The sequence below is a fragment of the Actinomadura sp. DC4 genome (assembly GCF_030406325.1).
In the GTDB taxonomy this organism is placed as follows: Bacteria; Actinomycetota; Actinomycetes; order Streptosporangiales; family Streptosporangiaceae; genus Actinoallomurus.
Map to the genome: position 1 here is coordinate 203,790 of NZ_JAUEQY010000005.1, position 18,243 is coordinate 222,032.

Genomic DNA, 18,243 nt, shown 5'->3' on the forward strand with positions numbered 1-18,243 from the left:
CGATCCTTCCCGAGTGCGCGGAAGAGGGCAGGAAATGAAGTTCTCCCTGGCGTTCGGTGGCCGCCCGTCACCGGTTCAGGCGCCTCTCAGCCACATCGCCGATGCTGTGGAAGCCATAACGGCGAAGGGGCGACCCCAGCGAACTGGGAGACCGGGCATGCCGAGACGGTTGCCTCGATTCGCCATCTGGCGCAGCTCGTGGCCGCCACGGTCGACGAACTGGACGGCGAAGAGCTAAGGCGCTACTCGCTACGAATCACACCACGCCGGAACGAACAGGATCCGTTGTTGGCAGGCGTCTATCGGCATGTACGCCGCCACGAGATCGAGACCCTCACCCTCGACGTCTGGCTCACCGAAGACGGTCACCTCCGCTGGACCCGCGAGCAGGCGGTGACCAAGTATCGACGGCGAGGGAGGCCCTACTCGCTCACGATGGACTGCTGGGACTTCGGCGTCGACCTCACGGGATTCGCGGTACCGGCTCCGCACGAGATCCTGTATCGCGACTGAACACCTACATCCGGCGTGAGGCGCGGCATCGTTTGTCCGCTTTCGCGGTGGCGTGAGGGCTGGCGGGGTGAGAGTACGCAGAACTAACGATCGTGGGTCTGGAAGAAGTTGTAGCGGTGGGCGAATTTCTCCCGCCGGGCCTGATCGGTGACGCCGAGGCCGGGTGCTGGCGCGAGGCAGAGAACACCGAGCTTGCCGTGGTGGGAGTTCTGCTGCATTTCGCAGACGGCCGCGGCCGCCTGGTCCAGGGTGTAAGTCCGAGATAGCGTCGGATGGATGTGCCCTCGCCGGACGAGTTCGTTCGCTCGCCAGGCCTCATGGTAGTTGGCGAAATGGGAACCGATGATCCGCTTGAGGTGCATCCACAGGTAGCGATTGTCGAAGTAATGGTCATACCCCGACGTCGACGCGCACGTGACGATCGTGCCGCCTCGGCGGGCGACATAGACGCTGGCGCCGAAGGTTTCCCGGCCCGGGTGTTCGAAGACCACGTCGGGATCCTCGCCGCCGGTCAGGTCGCGAATCAATCCGCCCAATCGGCGCCATTCCTTGCGGTTCGGCGTATGTTCGTCTCTCCAGAATTCCAGACCCGTGGCGGAGCGGTCGATCACCAGTTCGGCGCCCATCGCCCGGCAGATGTCCGCCTTCTCCGGTGAGGACACCACGCATACCGGGACGCCCCCGCCTCCCAGGACGAGCTGCGTCGCGTACGAGCCCAGCCCTCCGCACGCGCCCCAGATGAGCACGATGTCACCCTGCTTCATGTCGGCGCCGTTGCGGGACACCAGCTGCCGGTACGCCGTCGAGTGGACCAGGCCCGGCGAGGCGGCCTCCTCCCACGACAGCTGGGCCGGCTTGGGCATCAGCTGGTTCGCCTTGACCAGCGAGATCTCGGCCAGACCGCCGAAATTGGTCTCGAAGCCCCAGATGCGCTGCTCCGGGTCGAGCATCGCGTCATCATGGCCCGCGGGGTCCTCCAGCTCGACCGACAGGCAGTGCGCGACCACATGGTCGCCGGGCTTCCAGCGCTGCACGCCCGGCCCGACGCGCAGGACCACGCCCGCCAGGTCCGAGCCGAGCACGTGGTACGGCAGGTCGTGCCGGGCGGCCAAGGGGGACGTGCGGCCGTAGCGTTCGAGGAACTCGAACGTCGGGATCGGGGCGAAGATCGAGGACCACACGGTGTTGTAGTTGATGGAACTCGCCATCACCGCGACCAGCGCCTCGTTCGGGCCGACCTCGGGGAGCGCCACCTCGTCGATGTGAAGTGACTCTCGTGGATTTCTCTCCGCGGTCGAAAGACCCTCGAAGATGCCGACCTCGTCTTTGTGCACCGTTAGTGCGCGGTACGACTCTGGAAGAGTAAGGTGCTGCCATTCTTGCGATGTCGCGCCGGAAGTGATCGCTGCCTGGATGTCCCGCATTTCGCTACCTTCCGCAGGGTCGCCTCGCACCACGATAACCCCTGCCCAGCTTTAGCGGGGCTTCAGGCATCGCACGTACAATTCAGAATTGCGCTAAAGACGCCAGGCTGCCGTTACCAACGAACCGTCCGCCGCTCTGGTCAAAAATGGGGGCTCATTTGTCCCACTCGTCGTCGCGATGACCCACGAACCCATCGCCGTCGTCGGCTGTTCGTGCCGGCTGCCCATGGCGCCGGACACCGGTGCCTTCTGGCGATTGCTCACCTCGGGCACCGACGCCGTACGGGACATGCCGCCGGGCCGTGCGGAGTTCGACCTCGGGCGAGCCGGCTTCCTGGACCGCGTCGACGGGTTCGACGCTCCGTTCTTCGGCATCTCCCCGCCCGAGGCGGCGGCGATGGACCCCCAGCAACGGCTGATGCTGGAACTCGGCTGGGAGGCTCTGGAAGACGCGGGAATCGTCCCGGCCGTCCTCCGCGACAGCCGCGCCGGCGTCTTCGTCGGGGCCATGGCCGACGACTACACCGCCCTCACCTGGGGCGGCGGCAGGCTCACCGCGCACAGCCTGACCGGGCTGAGCCGCGGCATGCTCGCCAACCGGCTCTCCTACCTGTTCGGCCTGCGCGGACCCAGCCTCACCGTCGACGCCGCCCAGGCCTCCTCCCTCGTCGCCGTGCACCTGGCCTGCGAAAGCCTCCGTACGGGCGAGTCCTCGGTCGCGCTCGCCGGCGGCGTGAACCTCATCCTCACGTCCGAGAGCACCACCGCCGTCGACCTGTTCGGCGGCCTGTCGCCGGACGGCCGCTGCCATACGTTCGACGCCCGCGCCAACGGCTACGTCCGTGGCGAAGGCGGCGTCGTGTTCGTCCTCAAGCGCCTCGCCGACGCCGTACGGGACGGCGATCCGATCCACTGCGTGATCCGGGGGAGCGCGCAGAACAACGACGGTGGCGGTCACAGCCTGACGGCGCCGGTACGGGAGGCCCAGGAAGACGTCCTCCGGCAGGCGTACGAGCGTGCGGGCGTCGACCCGGCCGAGGTGCAGTACGTCGAGCTGCACGGTACGGGGACGCGGCTGGGCGACCCGATCGAGGCCGCCGCGCTCGGTGCGGAGCTCGGCACCGCGCCCGGCCGCCGGTCCCCGCTGCTCGTCGGCTCGGCGAAGACCAACGTCGGTCACCTGGAGGCCGCGGCCGGCGTGGTCGGACTGCTGCGCGCCGCACTCTGCCTGCGCCACCGGCGGCTCGTCAAGAGTCTGCACTTCGCCCACCCGAACCCCGACATCCCCCTGGAGGAGCTGAACCTCCGGGTCACCGGCGAAGGCAGTCTCTGGCCGGACCCGGAACGGACACTCGTGGCCGGCGTCAGCGCGTTCGGGATGGGCGGTACGAACTGCCACGTGGTCCTGACCGAGGCCGAGGCGGTAGGTGGAAGCAAGGCGGGGAACGCGGGTCCCGTCCCGTGGGTCCTGTCCGCGAAGACGCCGCAGGCGCTGCGGGAGCAGGCCCGCCGGCTGTCGCGGGTCGAAGGCCGGCCGGAAGACGTGGCGTTTTCACTCGCCCGTACGCGCTCGGTCTTCGAGCACCGCGCCGTCGTCGTCGGCGCCGAAACGGGAACCCTCCGGCACGGTCTCACCGACCTGGTCTCCACGGCCGCCGGTACGCCCGGGGACATCGCGTTCGTCTTCGCCGGTCAGGGCTCGCAGTGGGTCCGCATGGCCACCGGGCTGCTGGATTGGTCAGCGGCGTTCGCACGACGGTTCAGCGAGTGCGGCGAGGCGCTGCGCCGCTGGGTCGACTGGGACCTGAAGACGGCCGTCGCGGACGAGGACCTGCTGAGCCGGGTCGACGTCGTCCAGCCGGTGCTGTGGGCCGTGATGGTGTCCCTCGCCGAGGTGTGGCGCGACTTCGGCGTCGAGCCCGCCGCCGTCGTCGGGCACAGCCAGGGGGAGATCGCCGCCGCCTGCGTGGCCGGCGCGCTCTCCCTGGACGACGGCGCGCGGGTCGTCGCGCTGCGGAGCAAGGCGATACGGGAGCTGTCCGGCGACGGGGGCATGGCCTCGGTTCCACTGCCCGCCGCCGAGGTCCCGCTGGAAGAAGGGTTGTCGGTCGCCGCGATCAACGGGCCGCGCTCGACCGTCGTCGCGGGTGAGGTCGTCGCCCTGGAGCGCCTCGTGCGACAGATCGAGGGTACCCGGCGGATCGACGTCGACTACGCCTCTCACTCGGCCGCCGTCGAGCGACTGCGGGACCGCCTTCTCGACGACCTGGAAGGCGTCGAAAGCATCGAGCCGCACGTACGGTTCGAGTCCTCGGTGGCGGACGGACCGGCCGCGCTGGACGCCGGGTACTGGTACCGCAACCTGCGTGAGACGGTCCGTTTCGAGGACGCCGTGCGCCGCCTCGTCGACCGCGGCTGTGACGTGTTCGTCGAGGTCGGCCCGCATCCGGTCCTCGGCGTCGGGCTCCGGGAGATCTTGGAGGACACCGACGGGATCGTGCTCGGCTCGCTGCGGCGCGGCGAGGACGACGTCGAGCAGATGTTGCGTTCGCTCGGCGAGGCGTTCGCCCACGGCATCGACGTCGACTGGCGGCCGGCGTTCCCGGGCGGCCGTCGCGTGGCTCTGCCGACCTATCCCTTCCAGCGCGAGCGGCACTGGCTGGACGCGACGCCCGGCGAGCCGGTACCCACCGGGCCCGACCTGGCCCCGCTCGACCTCGTACGCGCGCAGGCCGCCGTCGCGCTCGGACGCGGCGGGCCCGAGGACATCGCGCCCGAGCTGACCTTCCGGGACCTCGGCTTCGACTCCCTGCTCGCGGTCGACCTGCGCAACCGGCTGAGCGCGATCACTCGTGTACGGCTCGCGACCACCGCTCTCTTCGACCACCCGACGCCGGCCGCGCTGGCCGAGCACCTCGCCGGAGGTGAGCCGGAGGAGAAGGCCCGGCCGGCGACCGCGGAGGACGAGCCGATCGCCATCGTCGGCATGGGCTGCCGGTTCCCCGGCGGGGCCAGGTCCCCGGAGGACCTGTGGCGGCTCGTACGCGACGGCGTCGACGCGATCGGCGACGCACCACCCGACCGGGGCTGGGACGACGACGGATTTCGCGGCGGCTTCCTCCACGACGCCGCCGAGTTCGACGCGGCCTTCTTCGGCATCGCGCCGCGCGAGGCCCTCGCGATGGACCCGCAGCAGCGACTGCTCCTGGAGACCTGCTGGGAGGCGGTCGAGCGCGCCGGGATCGACCCGCGCTCGCTCAAGGGCACCGACACCGGCGTGTTCGTCGGCGCCATGGCGCAGGACTACGGCCCCCGCCTGCACGAGGCAGGCGACGACCTGGCCGGTTACGTCCTCACCGGTACGACCGCGAGCGTCGCCTCCGGCCGGGTCGCCTACACCCTCGGCCTGCGCGGTCCCGCGGTGACCGTCGACACCGCGTGCTCGTCCTCGCTGGTCGCCCTCCACCAGGCCGTACGGGCCCTGCGGCACGGCGACTGTGAACTGGCGCTGGCCGCCGGCGTCACGGTGCTCGCCAACCCGGGCATCTTCGCCGAGTTCGAGCGGCAGCGCGGGCTGGCCCCCGACGGGCGCTGCAAGGCGTTCGGCGCGGGGGCCGACGGCACCGGCTGGGCCGAGGGTGCGGGCGTCCTGCTGCTCGAACGCCTCTCCGACGCCCGGCGCGCCGGCCACGAGGTGCTCGCCGTGGTCCGGGGTACGGCGGTGAACTCCGACGGCGCCTCCAATGGCCTGACCGCGCCGAACGGCCCCGCGCAGCAACGGGTCATCAGGGCCGCGCTCGCGGACGCCGGGCTGAGACCCGCCGACGTGGACGCCGTCGAGGCGCACGGCACCGGCACCACTCTCGGCGACCCCATCGAGGCCGGCGCGCTCCTCGCCACGTATGGCCGAGATGGGCAGGAGCGGGAGGGCCCGCTCCGTCTCGGGTCGGTCAAGTCGAACCTTGGGCACACCCAGGCCGCCGCCGGCATGGCCGGCGTGATCAAGATGGTGCAGGCGATGCGGCACGGCGTGCTGCCGCGCACGCTGCACGCCGCCGAACCCTCCCCCCACGTGGACTGGTCGGCCGGCGCGGTCGCCCTGCTCGCCACCGAGGAGCCCTGGGAGCAGAACGGCCACCCCCGACGCGCCGGCGTCTCCTCCTTCGGCGTCAGCGGCACGAACGCGCACGTCGTCATCGAGCAGGTACCGGAGGAGACCCCCGCCCCCCGCGAGGACACGGACGGGGTCCTGCCCTGGGTGCTCGCCGCCCGTACGGACGAGGCTCTGCGCGACCGGGCCCATGACCTGCGGGGACGTACGGGAGAGCGCCTCGACGACATCGGGCTCTCCCTCGCCACGACCCGCACCGCGTTCGAGCACCGCGCCGTCGTCGTGGCCGGCGACGCGGCAGAGCTCGAACAGGCCCTCGCCGCCCTGGCCGACGGCGAACCCTCCCAACACGTCGTACGCGGCCGGGCCGCCGACACCGCCGAGCCGGTCTTCGTCTTCCCCGGCCAGGGCTCGCAGTGGACCGGGATGGCCGAGGAACTCCTGGACACCTCCCCGGTCTTCGCGCGACGGCTCACCGAGTGCGCGGCGGCGCTGGAGCCGTACACGGACTGGTCGCTGCTCGACGTCCTGCGCGGCGGGGAGGAACTCACCCGCGTCGACGTCGTCCAGCCCGCGCTCTGGGCGGTCATGGTCGCGCTGGCCGGCCTCTGGCGGGAGTACGGCGTCCGGCCGGCCGCGGTGATCGGGCACAGCCAGGGGGAGATCGCGGCGGCGTGCGTCGCCGGGGCGCTGTCCCTGGACGACGGCGCACGGGTGGTCGCGCTGCGCAGCCGGGCGCTGGCCGAGTTGTCCGGCAGGGGCGGGATGGTGGCCGTCCCGCTGCCGGTGGAGGACGTACGGCGGCTGGATCTCCCGCTGTCGATCGCGGCGGTGAACGGGCCGCGCTCGACCGCGGTGTCGGGCGCGCCGGGCGCGCTGGAGGAGGTACTGGCACGGGTCGGGGACGCGCGGCGGATCTCGGTGGACTACGCGTCGCACTCCGAGCAGGTCGAAGCGGTCCGCGACCGGCTCCTTGCCGACCTGGCCCCGGTCGCGCCGCGCGCGTCGGCCATGCCCTTCTACTCCACCGTCACCGGCGAGCCGGTCGGCACGAGTGAGCTGACCGCGGACTACTGGTACCGCAACCTGCGCGAGACGGTCCGCTTCAGCGACGCGGTGCGGAACGCCGCACGGCACGGCGCGTTCGTCGAGATGAGCCCGCACCCGGTCCTCGTCGCGGGCACGCAGGAGACGGCCGACGTGCCGGTGCTCGGCTCGCTGCGCCGCGGCGAGGGCGGGCTGCGGCGCTTCCTGACCTCTGTCGCCGAGGCGTACGCCGCCGGGGTCGCGGTGGACTGGCGCCCGGCGTTCCCGCACGCGCGCCGCGTGGACCTGCCGACCTACCCCTTCCAGCGGCAGCGCTTCTGGTACGTGCCCCCGGCGCGGGTCGGCGGCGACGACCTGGACGGGCTGCGGTACACCGTCGAGTGGCGCCGCCTCGCCGACCGGCGTCCCGCGCCGACCGGCCGCTGGCTCGTCGTCGCCCCGCCCGGCTCGGCGAGCGCCGAGGCGGTGACGGCCGGCCTGATCCGGCACGGCGCGGACGCCCGTACGGTCACGTGGCCCGACACCGACGAGCCGGTCACCGTACTGTCGCTGCTGGACCTGGAGGGCACGGTCGAGCTGGTCAAGGCGCTCGACGGCACGCCCGTCCGGCTCGCCACGAGCGGCGCCGTGTCGGTCGCGCCGTCGGACCCGCTGCCCCATCCGGAAGGCGCCCTGGTCTGGGGGTTCGGCCGCGCCTACGCGCTCGAACAGGGTCTGGGCGGTCTGGTCGACCTACCCGAGGAACTCGACGAGGCCGCGGTCGACCGCCTCTGCGCGGTGCTGTCCGGCACCGGCGAGGAGGACCAGGTCGCCGTGCGGCCCACCGGCACGTACGTGCGGCGGCTGGCCCGCGCCCCGCACGGGACCGGGACGCCGTGGCGTCCACGCGGCACCGTCCTGGTCACCGGCGGCACCGGTGCGCTCGGCGCGCACGTGGCCCGCTGGCTCGTCGGGAACGGGGCCGGGCAGGTCGTGCTCGCGAGCCGAAGAGGCGCGTCCGCGCCCGGCGCGGCCGGGCTCGCCGAAGAGCTGGGCTCGGCCGTACGGATCGCCGCGTGCGACGTCGCGGACCGCGAGGCCCTCGCCGCCCTGCTGGAGGAGCTTCCCGGCCTGTCCGCGGTGGTCCACGCCGCCGGCGTCCTCGACGAGGCGCCGGTGGCGGAGCTGACCCCGGACCGGCTGGAGGCCGTGCTCCGGGCGAAGGCGACCGCCGCGGCGAACCTGCACGAACTGACCGCCGGCCTCGACGCCTTCATCCTGTTCTCCTCCGGCTCGGGGATCTGGGGCGCGAGCGGCCAGAGCGCGTACGGCGCGGCCAACGCCTACCTCGACGCGCTCGCCCACCACCGCCGCTCGCTCGGCCTGCCCGCCACCGCGGTCGCCTGGGGACCGTGGGCCGGCGACGGCATGGCCGCCGGGATGGACCACCTCGCGGACCAGGGCGTCACGCCCCTCCGACCGGACCGGGCGCTCGCCGCGCTGCAGCGCGCCCTGGACCGCGGCGAGACCGCGACCGTGGTGGCCGACGTGGACTGGGAACGGTTCGTCCCGGCGTTCGCGACGCGGCGGCACAGCCCGCTGCTCTCCGAACTGGTCGAGGCCCCCGCCGAGAAGGACTCCTCGTACGCGCGGCGGCTGGCCGCGCTCATCCCCGCCGAACGCGACCGCGCCCTCGATGACCTGGTACGCGGCGAGACCGCCGTCGTGCTGGGGCACGGCTCGGCCGCGTCCGTGGACCCGGCGCGGACCTTCAAGTGGCTCGGGTTCGACTCGATGAGCACCGTCGACCTGCGCAACCGGCTCCAGTCCCGTACGGGACTGAGCCTGATGACGACCGCGCTGTTCGACCACCCGACCCCGGCCGCGCTGGCCGGGCACCTGCGCACGCTGGTCGACGGCGCGCCCGCCGCCGCGCCCGCCGTGGCGGCGGCCCCCGCCGGTGACGACCCGATCGTCATCGTCGCGATGAACTGCCGCCTGCCCGGCGGCGTCCGCTCGCCCGAAGGACTGTGGCGGCTCGTCGCCGAGGGCGTGGACGCGATCGGCGACTTCCCCGCCGACCGCGGCTGGGACCTCTCCTCGCTGTACGACCCCGAGCCCGGCCGCCCCGGGCGTTCTTACACGCGGTCCGGCGGGTTCCTCTACGACGCCGGCGAGTTCGACGCGGAGTTCTTCGGCATCTCCCCACGCGAGGCGCTCGCGATGGACCCGCAGCAGCGGCTGCTGCTGGAGACCGCCTGGGGGACCTTCGAACGCGCCGGGATCGACCCGCGCTCGCTCCAGGGCAGCGACACCGGCGTCTTCGTCGGCGCGATGGTCCAGGACTACGGCCCGCGGCTGCACGAGGCGCCGGAGGACTTCGAGGGCTACCTGCTGACCGGCAACACCGGCAGCGTCGTCTCCGGTCGGCTGGCCTACACGTTCGGGTTCGAGGGCACGGCGGTCACCGTCGACACCGGATGCTCGGCCTCGCTGGTCGCCCTGCACCTGGCCGCCCAGTCGCTGCGGCAGGGCGAGTGCTCACTGGCCCTCGTCGGCGGCGTGACCGTGATGCCCGAGCCTGGGGTGTTCATCGAGTTCAGCCGCCAGCGGGGCCTGTCCGCCGACGGCCGCTGCAAGGCGTTCGCGGCGAGCGCCGACGGTACGGGATGGTCCGAAGGCGTCGGCGTGCTGCTCGTCGAACGCCTCTCGGACGCGCGGGCGAACGGGCACGAGGTACTGGCGATACTGCGCGGCTCGGCGGTGAACCAGGACGGCGCCTCCAACGGCCTCACCGCCCCGAACGGCCTGTCGCAGCAGCGGGTGATCCGCCAGGCGCTCGCCAACGCGGGCCTGGACCCGGCCGGCGTCGACGCCGTCGAGGGCCACGGCACGGGGACCGTGCTCGGCGACCCGATCGAGGCGCAGGCGCTGCTGGCGACGTACGGGCAGGGGCGGGAGACGCCGCTGCTGCTGGGGTCGGTGAAGTCGAACATCGGCCACACGCAGGCGGCCGCCGGTGTGGCCGGGGTGATCAAGATGGTGGCGGCGATGCGGCACGGTGTGGTGCCGCGGACGCTGCACGCGGATGAGCCGTCGCCGCATGTGGACTGGTCGGCGGGTGCGGTGGAGCTGGCGACGCGGGAGCTGCCGTGGCCGTCCGCCGGCCGGCCGCGCCGGGCCGGGGTGTCGGCGTTCGGCGTCAGCGGCACGAACGCCCACGTCATCCTCGAACACGTACCGCCAGAGGAGACACCCGAGCCGGAGGCCGTGGCCGCCCCCGTCCCGTGGGTCCTGTCCGCTCGTACGGCTGAGGCGGTGCGGGAGCAGGCCCGGCGGTTGTCGGGGGTGAGTGAGCGTCCGGTCGACGTCGGGTTCTCGTTGGCGTCGCGTGCGGTCTTCGAGCATCGTGCGGTGGTCGTCGGGGACGAGGAGCCGGTTCCGGTCGGGCCGGTGGAGGCCGCCGGTGACGTCGCGTTCGTGTTCTCGGGTCAGGGTTCGCAGTGGGTGCGGATGGGCGCGGGTCTCCTGACCTGGTCGCCGGTCTTCGCCGAGCGGTTCGCCGAGTGTGGTGAGGCGCTGAGCCGTTGGGTGGACTGGGACCTGCGCGAGGCCGTGGCGGACGAGGGCCTGTTGAGCCGGGTGGACGTGGTCCAGCCGGTGTTGTGGGCGGTGATGGTGTCGCTGGCGGAGGTGTGGCGTTCCTTCGGCGTACGGCCCGCCGCTGTCGTCGGCCACTCGCAGGGCGAGATCGCGGCGGCGTGTGTCGCGGGTGCTCTGAGCCTGGAGGACGGCGCCCGCGTCGTCGCACTGCGGAGCAGGGCGCTCCGGGATCTGTCGGGCTCGGGTGGGATGGCGTCGGTGCCGCTGCCGGCCGCCGAGATCCGCTTGGAGGACGGGTTGTCGGTGGCGGCGGTCAACGGGCCGCGCTCGACGGTGCTGGCGGGTGAGGTGGCCGCGCTGGAGCGGGTGGAGGGTGCTCGGCTGATCGACGTGGATTACGCCTCTCATTCTCCTGCGGTCGAGGTGTTGCGGGATCGGCTGCTGACCGACCTCGCCGGTGTCGAGGGCGCGCAGGGCGAGGTGTGGTTCGAGTCGTCGGTGACCGATGAGCCCGCGGTCTTGGATGCGGAGTATTGGTACCGGAATCTGCGTGAGACGGTCCGGTTCGAGGGCGCGGTCCGGCGGTTGCTCGATCGTGGTTGTGGCGTGTTCGTGGAGGTCAGTCCGCATCCGGTGCTGGGTGTGGGTCTCAGGGAGGTCGTGGAAGAGGCCGGTGGGGCCGTGCTCGGTTCGTTGCGGCGGGGTGAGGACGACGTCACGCAGCTGCTGCGGTCCCTCGGTGAGGCGTTCACCCACGGCGTCGACGTCGACTGGTCGCCCGCGTTCCCCGGCGGGCGGCGGGTGCCGCTGCCGACGTACCCCTTCCAGCGCCGCCGCTACTGGCTGGACCGGCCGGGCGCACCCGCCGCGGGCGGTCGCCGGTACCGGATCGAGTGGCACCCGGTCCCGGACGGGTCCCCGGCGCTGTCCGGAACCTGGCTCGTCGTCCACGGCCCCGACGAGGACGTGGAACCGATCGCCACCGCGCTGGACGAGCACGGCGCCGAGGCCGTCACGTACGAGTGGCGCGGCGATACCCCGGACACCGCCCCGTACGCGGGCGTCGTGACACTGCTCGGCTTCGAGGACACCGTCGCCCTGGTGCGCGGCCTCGGCGACGCCGAGCTCCCCCTCTGGCTGCTCACCCGCGACGCCGAGACCGACCCGCGCGCCGCGATGGTCTGGGGGCTCGGCATCACCCTGTCCCTCGAACAGCCCGACCTCCTGCGCGGCCTGATCGACCTTCCCGCGACGATGGACGGACCGGCGCGAACCCGGCTCGCCGCGGCGCTCGGCGGCAGCACCGGCGAGGACCAGCTGTCCGTACGCGCGTCCGGCACGTTCGCGCGCCGCCTCGTGAGGGCGGGCGCCGGTCCGGACGGCACCTGGCGGCCGCGCGGCACCGTACTGGTCACCGGCGGGACCGGCGGCCTCGGCGCGTACCTCGCCCGCTGGCTGGCGCGCGAGGGCGCCGAACACCTCGTGCTGACGAGCCGCCGCGGCCCGGACGCCCCCGGCGCGGACGACCTCGCCGCCGATCTGGCCGAACTCGGCGTGGCCGTGACGGTCGAGCGCTGCGACGTCGCCGACCGTACGGCCCTCGAAACCGTCGTGAGAGCACATTCGTTCACCGCGGTGGTACACGCCGCCGGCGTGCCCCAGGTGTCCCGGCCGATCCGCGACCTCACCCCGGCCGACCTGGACGAGCTGACCCGCGCGAAGGTCGCCGGCGCCGAGAACCTCGACGCGCTCTTCGACGGCGCCGACCTGGACGCGTTCGTGCTGTTCTCCTCCGGAGCCGGTGTCTGGGGGAGCGGCGGCCAGGGCGCGTACGGCGCGGCCAACGCCGCCCTCGACGCCCTCGCCCGGCGACGCCGTACACACAACCGCCCGGCCACGTCGATCGCCTGGGGAGCGTGGGCGGGCGGCATGGCGCACGGCGAGGTACGCGAGCAGCTGCGGGCACGCGGCATCCCGGAGATGGCCCCGGAGATCGCGCTCGCGGAGCTGGGGCGCGCGGTCGCGGCGGGCGAGCCCTGCCCGGTGGTCGCCGACATCGACTGGCCGGCGTTCGTCCCCACCTACACGATGGCCCGCCGGCGGCCGCTGATCGAGGCGATCCCCGAGGCCCGGCAGGCCGCCGAGGAGAGACCGGAAGAGGACACCGCCATCGCGCGGCGCCTGGCCGGCCTCCCCGGACCCGAACGCGAGCGCGCCCTCCTCGGCACGGTCCGTACGGAGGCCGCCGCCGTGCTCGGCCACGACTCGCCCGGCGCGGTCGCGCCGGGCCGCGCCTTCAAGGACCTGGGCTTCGACTCGCTCACCGCCGTCGAGCTGCGCAACCGGCTGAGCGCCGCGACCGGCCTGCGCCTCCCGGCCACGCTCGTCTTCGACCATCCGACGCCCCTCGCGCTCGCGGCCTGGCTGCTCGGCCAGATGTACGGGGAGCGCGACGAGGAAGAGGTCGCGCCGAACGCGGTGGCGCTCGACGAACCCCTCGCGATCGTGGCGATGAGCTGCCGTTTCCCCGGCGGGGTCCGGTCGCCGGACGACCTGTGGCGGCTGGTGGCCGGCGAGCGGGACGCGATCTCCGGCTTCCCGGCCGACCGAGGCTGGAACCTGGAGGACCTCTACGACCCCGACCCGGAGGCGACCGGCGCGTCGTACGTGCGGCAGGGCGGGTTCATCCACGACGCGGGCGACTTCGACGCGGAGTTCTTCGGGATCTCCCCGCGCGAGGCGCTCGCGATGGACCCGCAGCAGCGGCTGCTGCTGGAGACCACCTGGGAGACGTTCGAGCGGGCCGGGATCGATCCCGGCACCGTACGCGGCACGCAGGCGGGCGTGTTCGTCGGCACGTACTACCAGGGCTACGGCGCCGACCTGCACTACGGGCCCGGCCGGCAGACGGGCGCGCGGGACGTCGGCGGGCACCTGACGATGGGCGGCCTGCCGAGCGCGGTGTCCGGCCGCGTCGCCTACACCTTCGGCCTCGAAGGGCCGGCCGTCACGGTCGAGACCGCGTGTTCGTCCTCGCTCGTCGCCCTGCACCTGGCGAGCCAGTCGCTGCGGCAGGGCGAATGCTCGCTCGCGCTGGTCGGCGGTGTCGCGGTGAACGCGACCCCGGCCGGGTTCGTCGAGTTCAGCCGCCTGCACGGGCTCGCCCCGGACGGCCGGTGCAAACCGTTCGCGGCCGCCGCCGACGGTACCGCCTGGGGCGAGGGCGTCGGCGTGCTCCTCATCGAACGACTGTCCGACGCGCGGCGTGCCGGCCATCCGATCCAGGCCGTGATCCGGGGCTCGGCGATCAACCAGGACGGCGCCTCGAACGGTCTGACCGCGCCGAGCGGCCCGGCCCAGCAGCGGGTGATCCGGCAGGCCCTCGCGAACGCCCGGCTGACCACCACGGACATCGACGCCGTCGAGGCGCACGGCACGGGCACCGAACTGGGCGACCCGATCGAGGCCCAGGCGCTGCTGGCCACGTACGGGCAGGACCGGGACCACCCGCTCCTGCTCGGCTCGGTGAAGTCGAACATCGGCCACACCCAGGGCGCCTCGGGCGTCGCCGGCGTGATCAAGACGGTCCTGTCGCTCCGGCACGGCACCCTGCCGCGCACGCTGCACATCGACGCGCCGACCCCCCACGTGGACTGGTCCGCGGGCTCGGTGGAACTCCTCACCGCCACCCGGCCCTGGCCGGAACGCGACGCGCCCAGACGCGCCGGCGTCTCGTCCTTCGGCGGCACCGGGACCAACGCCCACGTGATCATCGAGGCCGCCCCGCCGCAGGAAGCGCCCGCGGAGGACGAGGCGCCGTCCGTGCTGCCCCTCGTCCTGTCCGCGGACAGTGAGGCGGCCCTGGCCGAGCAGGCCGAACGGCTCGTGCCGCGCCTGGACGACCACCGCCTGGGCGACGTGGCCTTCAGCCTCGCCACCGGCCGCGCCGCCCTCCCGTACCGGGCCGCGATCGTGGCCCGGGACCGTAACACCGCCGCCGGAGGACTGCGCGACCTCATCCCGTCCGGGCCGGTGGGGAGCGCGAGCGGCGTGGCGTTCGTGTTCTCGGGCCAGGGTTCGCAGTGGGTGCGGATGGGCGCGGGTCTCCTGACCTGGTCGCCGGCGTTCGCGCGACGGTTCGCCGAGTGTGGTGAGGCGCTGGCCCGGTGGGTCGATTGGGACCTGGAGACGGCCGTGGCGGACGAGGGCCTGCTGAGCCGGGTGGACGTGGTGCAGCCGGTGTTGTGGGCGGTGATGGTGTCGCTGGCGGAGGTGTGGCGGTCCTTCGGCGTACGGCCCGCTGCCGTTGTGGGGCATTCGCAGGGGGAGATCGCGGCGGCGTGTGCGGCGGGCGCTCTCTCGCTGGAGGACGGCGCCCGCGTCGTCGCGCTGCGCAGCCAGGCGATCCGGGACCTGTCGGGATCGGGGGGAATGGCCTCGGTGCCGCTGCCCGCCGCCGACGTGCCGCTGGAGGAGGGGCTGTCGGTGGCGGCGGTCAACGGGCCGCGCTCGACCGTCGTCGCCGGTGACGTCGCCGCGCTGGAGCGTCTTGTGGCGCGGATCGAGGGCGCCCGGCGGATCGACGTGGACTACGCCTCGCACTCCCCCGCCGTCGAGGGACTGCGGGACCGGCTGCTGGCCGACTTGGACGGCGTCGCCGGTACGCGGGGTGAGGTGTGGTTCGAGTCGTCGGCGACGGACGAGCCTGCGGCCCTCGACGCCGAGTACTGGTACCGGAATCTCAGAGAAACCGTCCGCTTCGAGGACGCCGTACGGCGGCTGCTCGACCGTGGTTGTGACGTGTTCGTCGAGGTCAGCCCGCATCCCGTACTCGGAGTCGGGCTGCGGGACATCGTCGAGAACACCGGCGGCGCGGTGCTCGGCTCGCTGCGGCGTGGTGAGGACGACGCCGAGCAACTGTTGCGGTCCCTCGGCGAGGCGTTCACCCATGGCGTCGGCGTCGACTGGCGCCCGGCCGTCCCCGGCGCGCACCGCGTGCCGCTGCCGACGTACCCCTTCCAGCGCCGCCGCTACTGGCTGCCGCCGGGCGGCGCGGTGTCCGCCGGCTCGACCGGGCACCCGATCGTGGACGGCGTGACGCCGCTGGCCGACGGCGGCGGTGTGGTGCTGACCGGACGGCTGTCGGTCCAGGACCAGCCGTGGCTCGCCGACCACGCGGTCGCCGGGACGATCCTGCTGCCCGGAACCGCGTTCGTGGAACTGGCCGTACGCGCCGGTGACGAGGCCGGCTGCGAGCGGGTCGAGGAGCTGACCCTGCACGAGCCGCTCGTGCTGCCCGACCAGGGCGCGACCGCGGTCCAGGTCACCGTCGGCGGCCCCGACGAACACGGCCGCCGCTCGGTGACGGTGCACGCGCGCCCGGAAGGCGCCGAGGAGCCCTGGACGCGGCACGCGACCGGCATCCTCGCGACCGGCCGCCCCGAAGCGTCCGCGCTCGGCGCGTGGCCGCCGGCCGGCGCGGAGCCTGTCGACCTCGCGGCGCTGGACGAGCGGATCGCCGCCGCCGGATACCGGTACGGGCCCGCGTTCCAGGGGCTGCGGGCCGCGTGGCGGCGCGGTGAAGAGATCTTCGCCGAGGTCGCGCTGCCCGAGGACGAGGACGCCGCCGGGTTCGGCCTGCACCCGGCGCTGCTGGACACCGCGCTGCGGCCGCTCGGCGCCGGCGGCCTGCTGCCCGACCTCGACGGCGTGCCCCGCCTGCCGTTCGCCTGGCAGGGCGTCTCCCTCCACACGACGGGCGCCACCGCCCTGCGCGTCCACCTGCACCGGGCCGGTACGGACGCGGTCGGCGTCCTCGTGGCCGACGAGGCCGGTCGCACGGTCGCCACGGTGGAGTCCCTCGTGCTGCGGCCCGTGGCCGAGGGCCGGCTCCGGCAGGCACGTCACGCGACCCTGCACCACGTCGAGTGGACGCCGGCCGGCACCGCCGCCGAGACTCCCGCACGGGTCCATCGCGTCGAGCCCGGCGACGTGCGCGCCGCGCTCGCCGACGCACTGGCGGCCGTACGGTCCCGGCTGGAGGAGGCGGACGGGCCGCCGCTGGTGGTCGTGACGAGCGGGGCGGTCGCGGTACGCGACGGCGAGCGGGTCGAGGACCTCGCGACGGCGGCGGTACGGGGCCTGGTCCGGTCCGCGCAGTCCGAGCATCCGGGCCGGTTCGTGCTGCTCGACACCGACGACCCGGCCGAGCCGACCGTGGCCGCGGAGGAGCCGGAGCTGGCCGTACGCGAGCGGCAGGCGTACGTGCCGAGGCTCGTGCGCGCCACCGCCGGGCCCGGCGCGAAGCTGGACGCGGCCGGAACGGTCCTCATCACCGGCGGCACGGGCACGCTCGGCGGCGCGGTGGCCCGCCACCTCGTCACCGAGCACGGCGTACGGCGGCTCGTCCTCGCGAGCCGGACCGGAACGGCCGGCACCGAGGAGTTGACCGCGCTCGGCGCCGACGTCCGCACGGTGGCCTGCGACGCCGCCGACCGGGACGCGCTGCGCGAGCTGCTCGCCGAGATTCCGGACCTGACCGTGGTCGTCCACGCAGCCGGGGCGCTCGACGACGGAGTGGTCACCGCGCTCACCCCCGAGCGCCTCGACACCGTGCTCCGGCCCAAGCTGGACGCCGCCCTCAACCTGGAGGAGCTGACCCGCGACCGCGACCTGTCCGCGTTCGTGCTGTTCTCCTCGGCCGCCGCGCTGCTCGGCGCGGCGGGCCAGGGCAACTACGCCGCCGCGAACGCCGCCGTCGACGCGCTCGCGGCCCGGATGCGCGCGGAGGGACGCCCCGCCGTCTCCCTGGCCTGGGGGTTCTGGGAACTCCGGTCCGGCCTGACCGGCCACCTCGGCGACACCGACCTGCACCGGATGACGGGCCTCGGCCTCGGCCCGCTCTCGACCGAGGAGGGGCTGGCGCTGTTCGACGCCGCGCTCGGCGCCGACGACCCGGTGCTCGTGACGGCCCGGCTGGACACCGGCGCGCTGCGGGCGTCCGAGCGGATCCCGGCGCTGCTGCGCGGCCTGGTACGCCGGCCCGTACGCCGAGCCGCGGGCGGCGGGGCCGTGGCCCTGCCGGGGCGCCTCGCCGGAATGCCCGAGGAGGACCGGCAGCCCTTCGTCGTCGACCTCGTACGGGAGCAGGCCGCCGCCGTGCTCGGGCACGCCTCGGCCGGGTCGCTGGCACCGGGCCGCGCTTTCTCCGACCTGGGGTTCGACTCGCTCACCGCGGTCGAGCTGCGCAACCGGCTGGCGACCGCCACCGGGCTGCGGCTACCCGCGACGCTCGTGTTCGACCATCCGACGCCGCTGGTGCTGGCCGCACATCTGCTCGCCGAGCTGGTGCCCGAGGCGCCGGAGACCGCGGTGCTCGCCGAACTCGACCGGCTGCTCGGCGCGGTCGAGGACGACGCCGTGAAGGAGGCGGTCGGCGCCAGGCTCCGCGCGGTGCTGTCGAGCTGGCAGCGCCCCGAGGAGGACGAGGAACTGGAGTCGGCCAGCGACGACGAGCTGTTCGACCTGATCCAGCGAGAGTTCGGGAAGTAGCGGCCCGTGAGGGAT

General features: G+C 73.8%; 3 protein-coding genes. 2 read left to right on the forward strand and 1 reads right to left on the reverse strand.

The genetic code is table 11. From position 1 onward, the window contains the following. Nucleotides 1-288 precede the first annotated feature (288 nt). Entirely contained in the window at nt 289-513 is a 225-nt protein-coding gene (locus tag QWU11_RS10550) for a hypothetical protein (protein ID WP_290104944.1), read from the forward strand. An 83-nt stretch (nt 514-596) separates the two neighbouring features. Here QWU11_RS10550 and ccrA read toward each other — a convergent pair whose 3' ends face one another. Beyond that, nucleotides 597-1,937 (reverse strand): crotonyl-CoA carboxylase/reductase, encoded by a 1,341-nt coding sequence (ccrA, locus tag QWU11_RS10555; protein WP_290105116.1) that lies wholly within the window; start codon nt 1,935-1,937, stop codon nt 597-599. A gap of 178 nt (nt 1,938-2,115) precedes the next feature. On the opposite strand from ccrA, the gene QWU11_RS10560 reads away from it, so the two are divergent. Next, complete coding sequence (locus QWU11_RS10560; protein ID WP_290104945.1) at nt 2,116-18,228, forward strand: type I polyketide synthase; 16,113 nt, start codon at nt 2,116-2,118, stop codon at nt 18,226-18,228. Nucleotides 18,229-18,243 lie beyond the last annotated feature (15 nt).